The following is an 8,749-nucleotide window of genomic DNA, read 5'->3' on the forward strand; positions in this document are numbered from 1 at the left end:
GACTGGCGCAGGGTCGCAACCCGTTACGACAGATGCGCCAAGACCTTCCTTTCCGCCGTCGCACTCGCCGCAACCGTCCTGTTCTGGCTTTGACGATCAATGAGTCTGGAGCCTAAGGCGGCTCGTGCTGGGGCCGAAGGGCGGCGCAATACCTTGGCCCCTCGTACGGCAGAGGTGATTGCCGGAATGGAGCGGCTCTTAGGCGAGGCGTGCATGACGGGCGATGACTTGAAACGGGAACGGCTTGAACGCGGACTGAGCAGCGCGACCTGGCCCGCCGCGCCGGGCTGCATCATCGCTCGGTTCAGTATTGGGAAGGGCAAGCGGAGATTGATCCGCTCGCCCATGCCATCCAGGCAATCGCGCGGGCGTTCGGCTGGCGCATTTCCCCGCACCATTATGCACGCGCGCGATGTGGGGTCTTAGACCGCGAGGCGGAGCTTGCCGCCATAGACCATTATTTCGCGGGGGCGCTGCGGCGACGGCTGCGCCGGATGGTCAACCGCCGCGTTATCTGCGGCGGCGAGCCGAGCGGCCAACATGATAATCAATCAACGGAAATCAACGGCGGATGACTGCTCATGGACGGGGTAGGTGAATCTCCATGGCTTTCTGGCTTGGAACCGGTGCGGGCATTGGGCGAGCATAAACCGCAACATTTAAGCGTCGCGTCCAAGGCCATGCGGAATCGGAATGGCGGTCAAAATGGGGGTTGATACCTGATTCATATCTACAAGTCATTGAATATAATAGTGTTATTTAGAAAATTTGGCGGAGAGGATGGGCCTGGCGTTCAACCGTCTCCACCTCGATGACAAGCTAATCACTTGTTTTCAATGCAAATTTAAAGGGGCTCCCGCTGGGATCTGAGACGCATTCAACGAGGATAGGCGGTTGCATCGACATGTCTTCGGCTTCAGTTTCAGAGATGTCCACCAAAGCGATATCGGTCACCGGCCCGGCCGTCATGTCTATATACGCCAAGTCCGACATACGAAAAGCGTAGGTGTCCAGGACGCGGGCGAACTGCGGCAATGAATTCCGCCAAGGAAACTCGATCGTCAGCAGAATGACCGACGTATTGCAGTAGCGGCCCTCGACCAACAGAAACGGCTCTGGATCGTTCGCGCCCTCGCCGTCAAACTCGTAGTCCACCTGTCGGCCGGTCGTTTTGTCGGTCAGGTGGATGGCAAATCGATCCTCACCTCGAGGCCGTAGTTCAACTCGCAGCTCAGCCGACTCAACCGAAGGGCCATCAAAGATCGTTTGGCCTAAGGACGGACCGGCGAAGCCCAATAGCAAGACAGCAGCAAGGAACCGAAGGGCGTTTCTCATTCCGTATCCTCGAAGCGCGGGCGAGAGACGGAGAAGCGACAGACGTTTGCGAATATCTCCGTCTCGCTCAGCCGACGAACGTTTTCCCAGCGTTGCCCATAGGAATCCGTCCCACGATTGATGATCGCAGTAATGCTGTCGGCGGCAGCGCGGTCGATACCTGCGTCCGCGAGCGAATAGAGATCGTTGGCATGCCAGAACCAAAGGGCCGAACGAACGGCGTAACGAGGTGTACCCAGCAAGTCCGGCTCGGCCTCGAAGTCGATCTGTTCACCGAACATTAGGGTGTGTTCTTCGGCGAAGGCCCGATAGTTCGCGCGCCCGGTAACCTGCTTCAGGCCGCGCCCGCGGAACCTCCATCCATCACCACTCTCGACATTCCCGTTGCCGTTGCGGTCCGCATAGGCACGGTTTGCGATAGCTTCTTGATCTGCGGGATGCTCTGGAGTTCTCCCGTAGAGCAAGGCTTCCTCCGGGTGGCGCCGGAAGTAGCTGAAGAAGGATCCTAGGCGATCTGCCCGATAGTCGAGGCTCTCCACGAGCCGCATTCGTTGCCCGACTTCTTGGAGTATCTGACCGAAGAAATGCGCCAGTCGCTCGGGACTGTTCAACTGGGCCGTCACAATCTGTAGGTCGATTTCCCGGGCAACTTGCGTGAGACGGACTCTTTCGGCTTCAGGGAATACCTCGGACAGCCGATTGCCGGTTATGATGTCGCAGACCGCTCCCTCGGGAATGTTTTGGGGATCAATGATTGGTTCGGCCGCGCATCGGCAGTTCCATGCCTCGCCGGGGTGTCCGCCGGCAGGAGGATTGGCCCACGCGAAGACGCGATCATCGTTTTTGGCGTGTGCCGCGCGAACACGAGCATCGTCCTGACTGCGACAGATGTAGGTTTCGAGCTGCAGCGCATCTCTTTGAAAATGGCCGTTCAGCGCCTCGGCATAGCGCGCGAGGATCGCATTGATGAGCCGATCATTGGGATTGACCGGCACGCCCGTTTCGTTTGGGCGGCCCGCAACAGAGGTGTGCAGTTGATCCCTGATCGCGGTCAGGTAGACCGACGTAATGTCAATGCTGACTCCCTCGGGGAGAAAGCCGTTCAGCCGGGCAACGCCTGCGGCCAGCGCATCGTCGATGATGCTGTCCAGCAGCCTGTCAGGGACCACCGAGAACTTGACTTCCGGCGCCCGAACCGGACCGAGCGGCAAGACGAAGACGCTGTTTCCGCCTGACCTGATCCAGGCCGCAAACTTGCTTTCGTGCCGCATCGGTTCCTCCGCGTCGTTCCTCGAAAGCGGTATCAGGTTGGCGTTAAGGTTGCATTAACTCTCCGAAGGCGTCGTTGCGTCTGGCGGAGACGGTTGGATTTCGGGGGCGATCGGGTGGCGGAGGGGATGGGCCTGACGTAGAACCTTCTCCATCTCGCAACTAGCTTATTTCGTAAGATCACTGTTGGAATTCTTCGCGCGGCGCGCGGCGAGCGCCGCATTCCCGTGTTGCCTTGGCAAGCGGTGGGCCCGTCGCTTCGGACATCCTAGAGCTCCCGAATTAATTACGTCAGGTCCGGCTGTTGTCGGGACGCGGCATTTCTAGCCGATATTTCAGAAAGTGGGCGTTGCCGTAGTCACGGCTGCCGACCGGTCTCGCTCCGATGCGGGCAAGTGCTCCGAGATTGCGCCGCGAGGGCGGAAGTAGAAATGTAACGAAAGGAATGCGCGGATCAGTTTGTGCGAAAGCCAATGCCTTTCGAACGATGCGCCCGCCCAGCCCGAAATCCTGGGGCCGCAGCACGAGGCCAAAATCCCATTCCTCACCCTCTTTCTGAAACCCGCCCCAGCCGACGTAGCGGCCACCCGCGAATAAAGCCCAATGGCCGAGCCCGTCCCGTGTCCAACGGGCCTCCTTGGCGGCGACGAAGCTTTCGGCCTCGGGCAGACCCCAGGTATCGGTCAGGAGCGGCATGTGGTCGCGCAAACGCGGGTCCGACATATGCGCGACTAGTTCCGCGAGCGACACCTCGGGCAACCGCGCAAAGCGGATCAGGGGCGTTGACGGGTGACAGGTCATGCCCGGCACCTGAGTGCAGAGCCGACCAGCGACGTGGCTCGAGCCAGTGCGCCGCACAAGGGCAAGATGTAAACAAGCATAGTTACCCTGCCGGAGAGATCGACGAATACGCGGCCAGGTCCCACGTCCTTCTTCACGAGTGAGAATGTGAAGTGCGGCATGTAACGAAAAAACCTATGGACGACGACGGCGATGGGGATCGCCAAGTCCCGCTCCGGGAAGGTCCGGGCCGGCCCATGTTGGCCGGCCCGGAAATCGAGCTCGAAATCAGAGATCGGTCGCGGCTGTGTGCTCGATGCCTGACCAATTGCTCTCGGCCTTCTCGATGGTGCCGGCCTGATCCTTGAGGTAGGCCTTGTAGACATCCTCGTTGAGGAAGACATAGAGCTTGTCGTCCATCACCGCGGCAAAGCTCGGATCACCGTCGAACTTCTTGCCGACCGAGACGCCAAAGGCGCAGAACCCGCCGTATTGCGGCACATAGCGCGCCGGGTTCGCCTCGAAGGCCTTGAGGTTCTCTGCCGAGGCGAAGTAGTAGGCAACGCCGTCATGGGCCGCCGCATAGCTGGCAATGCCCTCCGCGTTCGTGCCTTGGTCGAGCAGCGCGACCGGGTCGGCGCCGTGAAGGCCAAGGGGCGCGCCGCCATAGGTGAGGCCCGGAGCGACGTTGGCTTCGTCAGCGGCCATCGCGGGGCCAAAGGCGCAGAGTGTCGTCAACGTCGCCACGAGAAATGTGAGTTTGCGAGACATGTGTATACCTTTCGGGATGGATGAAATCGTCACCGGTTCACTCGAACCGGAGGCGCTTCGGCTTGCGGTTGGGCGCGAGGGCCCTGCCGCCTGCCTTGGCGCTGAGCCAGATAAGCGCGACGTTCGTGGCGTTTGAATGCTGGATGGTCCAACTTTCATGCTCAATCGTCCTGCGATGTGGACGTGCGTGATTTTGTTGGTAAACTGCCCGCCATGTTGGACCTGCTCAGTGACATCCTCACCCGCCTTTCGCTTCGCGGTTCACTCTATTTCCGTACGAGCTTCACCGAACCCTGGGGCGTGCGCGTGCCGTCGTTCCGCGACGTGGCGCGGTTCCATTACGCCCATCGCGGCGAGGCACTGGTTCGCATGGCGGGCCAATCCGTGCCCGTGATCCTCGGCCAAGGCGATCTCGTCATCATCCCGCATGGTGCGGCGCATGTGCTCTCCTGCCGCCACACCGGCCCGGACGATGCGCTTCCGCTCGACGATATCCTGACGCGTTCAGGATTTCCCGGACATGGCACGCTGGTCTGGGGCGGCGACGAGAGCTCGCGCGACACGCAGCTCATCTGCGGGCATTTCGCATTGGCGGAAGGGTCGCGGCATCTGCTGTTCGAACGCCTTCCTCCCTTCATTCACCTGCGCGGCTATGGCGAGGAGGCCGGCCCCTGGCTCGAGGCGACGCTGAAGGTCATCGGGGCGGAAGCGGGCGGGACACGACTTGGCGGCGATCTGATCGCTCTGAAGATGTCCGAGGCGATCTTCGCCCAAGCGATCCGCGCCCATATCGAGCAATCGGCAGCGGGTGAGGATGGCGTCGCTGGCTTTGCCGATCCGCAGCTGGCCCGTGCGCTCGTGGCCTTTCACCGGGCGCCCGCCGCGGACTGGACCGTAGCCGGCATGGCGCGTGAGGCCGGGCTGTCGCGCACGGGCTTTGCCGCACGCTTCGCCGCGCTCCTGGGCGTGACGCCGATGGCCTACATCACCTCCTGGCGCATGCAGATCGCGCGAGAAGCGCTGTCGGCGCGTGGCCTGTCAGTGGCGGAGGCGGCGGAAATCTCGGGCTACGCGTCGGAGTCTGCGTTCAGCCGGGTGTTCAAGAAAGAGATCGGCGCGTCGCCTGCGGCATTCCGGCAGTCAGGATTGGTACCGCGCGAGGCGGCGTGACAAACTATCCTCATCCTTGAACGATCTGCACGGCGATTTGCATGATCTGAAGTTAATAGACCTCCCCCCGGTCGCCAAACGAGTCGGCTGTCGCGCGCGCACTCGCCCAGAAACTGAGTTGGCGTGGGGATCGCGAAATCTCAGTACGGCGCCTGTCGTCGCGCTTGCTGTTCCGGCAAATTCCGGAGGAATCTGGCTGTCGATGGGGAGATTGAGGGAATCGAAAAAGAAGAGCGGCTTTAAACAATAATAGTATTGCTTATCTGAAACCTGTGACCGAAGGAGCACGACTGGCGTCAAGCTCTCTCTGGACTCGAAACCTGTGTCGCGGCAGCAGGATGTTTTTCGGGCCTTTCTTCCTCTCAGTATTCGACGGCAATCTCGTCAAAAATCCCTCCTGCCTAAACGCTCCAGTACGGGAGCGCGGCTGACGAGCGATTCAGGCTCAGAGCCCGCCGCGCACACGTAAATCGGCGATGACCCGATCGGCCATGTCACGGCATCGCGCCCCATCGAACGGAAAGATCGCGTCGAACCCGCCCTGAACATGTTGCTGCAGCGCTTGGCGCAGGCGGCGCCTGGCACGATAGAGGCGCGTCCTGACGGTGATCTGGTTCAGCGACAGGTCACGCGCGATATCCCGTATGCTCATGCTCTCGGCATGGTGAAGCAGGAAGGGCAGCCGGAGATCGGGCGGCAGGTCCGCGACGGCTCGTTCGAGAAGGCTGCGGATCTGCGCCCGGGCCAAGGCGGTGTCCGGCATTTCCGAACGCTGACCCGGAAAGGCGAGGACCTGCGATGTGTCGACTTCGGTCACTGTGTCGTATTCCTGATGAGGATGGGCGCGGCGGGTTCGCATGAGCGCTGAATTGATGGCAATCCGCGTGATCCAGGTCGAGAATGCGGCGGCGCCGCTGAACTGATCGAGGCGGGTAAAGGCGACGAGGTAGGTGTCCTGAACGACCTCTTCGGCCTCGGCATCGCTCGGCACGATTCCGCGCGCGACCCTGAAAAGCCGGGGATTAAGTCGCCGAATCAACTCGCGCGCCGCGGCTTCGCTGCCAGACCGTGCGTCGGCGACGAGGTCTGCTTCCGCTGATGCCGGCCCGGCTGAGCCGGGCTTCGCCGGCCAAAATCTGAGCCGTCATTCGTCGACCTCCAGATCAATGCGCCCGAGCCGCAGGATGTCCGCGACGGCTGGCAATGCGGCGAGAACTTCGGGCATCACATCCTCCGCGTCGTCGCTCGGACCTTCCCATTCAGAATCGTCCGGCCATCCGACGACAATACGGCCCACCATTCCCGCCATTTCGTGCGGCTGACAATAATAGTCATACACACCGGGAGCCGTGAGGACGATCTCGTAGCTGTCGCCTGGCAACAGGTAGTCGCTGTCCCAGGGTCGCGCGCCCTTGGGAATGCGGCGCTTTCGGTTCAGGATATTGGGGTGATAGGCCGTCGCCGTGTGGCTGTTGCCCGGATCGCGGTTCACGAACCGGATCGACGTGCCAGGTGCGACCGCAAGGCCGTGCGGCGCAAACCAGATGCGTTCACCGCGCGCCGTGCCGCGCATCTCGATAGTCTCGAAGGTCGCCGCCCTGACCCGGGTGGACATCGTGAGGGTGGCAAGTGCGCCACCCCCGAGGCTCAGAATCATGCGTCGGGACGATCTCATTCCGCGAGCCGCCCCTTGGCCTCATCATCGTGGTAGAGCACGACATGGGCATGCGGTTTCTCGATGCCGGGATGACCGGCATTGTAGTAGATGTCGACGCCGGACACGGTGTGCGCTCCGATCCCAAGTCCGCCATAGGCAGTCCCGTTCTGCAGATCTTCAAGCGGCGTCATGAAGACAGTCGCCGACAGCTTGCCGTCGTGATCGTAGGCAAGAAACGGGCCGGCCGGCAGGGTCGCTGGGTCGACGAACAGTGTCCCGAGGCCCGGAAGGAAGGCCGGAAGCGGCAGCACGTCGCTGACCTGGACGTAAGGCTCGCCCGGAGGCGACTGGTCCAGCGCCGTTTCAAGGTGCGCGACTGAAAGACCTGTGGTTGCGATGAGCATCGCGGCAGCCAGTGGCAGAAGTCTAATCATCTCTCGTCCTTTCCTGATCATGTTGGTACCGTTCGGAGGCACCTGAACCATTGGATGCAGCGGGTCAGGAAAGGTTCCCGTGAATGGAAATATTTTCGCGGGGAAGGAAAGTCACAGTGGCATTGGCGCGTCACGGCGCGCGTGACATCAAAGACCTTGATCTGCACGTCGAATGCGCGCTTGAACGCCGATCGTGCCTTGGCGCGGGCGACGTAGGCAGAATGGTTCGAATACTCAGCGAGCAGCCGCGATCGGTGCAACATGTCGTCGGCGGAGCAAAATCCTGCCAGTGGCGGCGAAAAGCAGGCCATTTCTGGTTTGTGGGCACGGGGCGCCGCGGCGCCGCATGTCGACTGAAAGCCCGAAGGACCTTGATTAATCTTCAATGGCGGCAGTGCAAATATGCCTGAGCCCTGCCTACCGCGTGAACTGTACTCCGCGTCGGATCACGCCAAAGGTCGCCAGCGAGGGGTCGCAAGCCAGGCCGCAAGACTCCACCATCCGTCGAGACGGTACATTGTCCGGCGCAACCTGCGCCAGCACATGGGTCCAGGAGAGCATCCGCTGGCTTTCCACCAGCACATGCGCCGTGACGATCTTTCCAAGCCCCGAGCCGCGATGGGCAGGAGCAACACTGGTCGAACCGTTGAAGACGTGACCGCCGAAACGCGAATGCTCATGATACCTAGCGGTGACATTGGAAACGGCGGCCAGTTCACCATCATGTGCCCATGGGCACGAGGTGAACGACGGAACTACATCGCCGCGAAGGTATGGGCCTGGCAGAGGCGCAACGCCTGTCGCTAGGTTCAGCGCCTGAATCGCCGAAAGCTCATGGTCGTTCGGTGTCTGCAGGCATTCCAGGCTCCATCCGTCCACGACACGGTACTCAGCGAGTATTCTCTCGCTGTGCGCAAGCACGCGGTTGGCGGCGGAAATGTGAACATTCCATTGCGGGAAATCAAAGTCACTGCCGAAAACATCTGCGAGCAACGCCTCGGTGTTCGCGCGTTTCATGGCGGTGAGAGCGACAGTCCCGTCTGAGTCGACGAACTCCCTAACCCGATCCCAGCCGATCGCAGCGGGATCGAGAATATTCATTACCCGGCCGCCATTTGCGATAGTCGTCGAATGCACCAGCCATTCATGGCGAGCGATCATCTGCTTCTGGATTTCAATCTGAAAAACGCTGCCGAAGTACTCCTGATCCTCCCCCGATGAAGTGGTCCGCCGTTATGTTTAGGAAAACGGAGGATCAGAATGGCTACGAAGCGGCACAAGCCGGAAGAGATTGTCACGAAGCTGCGGCAGGTTGAGGTGCTTGTCGGACAGG

8 protein-coding genes and 2 pseudogenes are annotated in these 8,749 nt (G+C 61.1%); 2 read left to right on the forward strand and 8 right to left on the reverse strand.

What is annotated here, in order from left to right:
- Positions 1–93 (forward strand): annotated as a pseudogene (locus tag OM960_RS24805) (IS5/IS1182 family transposase); the annotation flags it as partial.
- Between the two features lie 726 nt (positions 94–819).
- Here the strand turns inward: OM960_RS24805 and OM960_RS24810 are convergent.
- From OM960_RS24810 to OM960_RS24825, 4 genes are all read right to left on the reverse strand, one after another.
- Positions 820–1,335 (reverse strand): hypothetical protein, encoded by a 516-nt coding sequence (locus tag OM960_RS24810; protein ID WP_264773856.1) that lies wholly within the window; start codon positions 1,333–1,335, stop codon positions 820–822.
- Positions 1,332–2,606: a phage minor head protein gene (locus OM960_RS24815; RefSeq protein WP_264773857.1), complete on the reverse strand. Its 1,275-nt coding sequence runs from the start codon at positions 2,604–2,606 to the stop codon at positions 1,332–1,334. The genes OM960_RS24810 and OM960_RS24815 overlap by 4 nt, the downstream gene beginning before the upstream one ends.
- Before the next feature lie 289 nt (positions 2,607–2,895).
- Complete coding sequence (locus OM960_RS24820; protein WP_354003582.1) at positions 2,896–3,300, reverse strand: hypothetical protein; 405 nt, start codon at positions 3,298–3,300, stop codon at positions 2,896–2,898.
- 372 nt (positions 3,301–3,672) lie between these two features.
- A complete protein-coding gene (locus OM960_RS24825) occupies positions 3,673–4,155 on the reverse strand; it encodes a YHS domain-containing (seleno)protein (protein ID WP_264773858.1) in 483 nt (160 codons plus the stop codon).
- A 213-nt stretch (positions 4,156–4,368) separates the two neighbouring features.
- Between OM960_RS24825 and OM960_RS24830 the strand changes: the two genes are divergently transcribed.
- Positions 4,369–5,325: an AraC family transcriptional regulator gene (locus tag OM960_RS24830; protein ID WP_264773859.1), complete on the forward strand. Its 957-nt coding sequence runs from the start codon at positions 4,369–4,371 to the stop codon at positions 5,323–5,325.
- A 445-nt stretch (positions 5,326–5,770) separates the two neighbouring features.
- Here the strand turns inward: OM960_RS24830 and OM960_RS24835 are convergent.
- The 4 genes and pseudogenes from OM960_RS24835 to OM960_RS24850 form a co-directional block, all read right to left on the reverse strand.
- A pseudogene (locus OM960_RS24835) lies at positions 5,771–6,415 on the reverse strand (RNA polymerase sigma factor); the annotation flags it as partial.
- Between the two features lie 54 nt (positions 6,416–6,469).
- The gene (locus OM960_RS24840; RefSeq protein WP_264773860.1) at positions 6,470–6,982 is read right to left on the reverse strand and encodes a cupredoxin domain-containing protein; all 513 of its coding nucleotides are present in this window, start codon (positions 6,980–6,982) and stop codon (positions 6,470–6,472) included.
- 14 nt (positions 6,983–6,996) lie between these two features.
- Positions 6,997–7,416 carry a hypothetical protein gene (locus OM960_RS24845; RefSeq protein ID WP_264773861.1) on the reverse strand — a complete coding sequence of 140 codons (420 nt, stop codon included), beginning with the start codon at positions 7,414–7,416 and terminating at the stop codon, positions 6,997–6,999.
- A gap of 417 nt (positions 7,417–7,833) precedes the next feature.
- Positions 7,834–8,577 carry a GNAT family N-acetyltransferase gene (locus OM960_RS24850; protein ID WP_264773862.1) on the reverse strand — a complete coding sequence of 248 codons (744 nt, stop codon included), beginning with the start codon at positions 8,575–8,577 and terminating at the stop codon, positions 7,834–7,836.
- Positions 8,578–8,749 lie beyond the last annotated feature (172 nt).

The sequence above is a fragment of the Defluviimonas salinarum genome (assembly GCF_026013545.1).
Lineage (GTDB): Bacteria > Pseudomonadota > Alphaproteobacteria > Rhodobacterales > Rhodobacteraceae > Albidovulum > Albidovulum salinarum.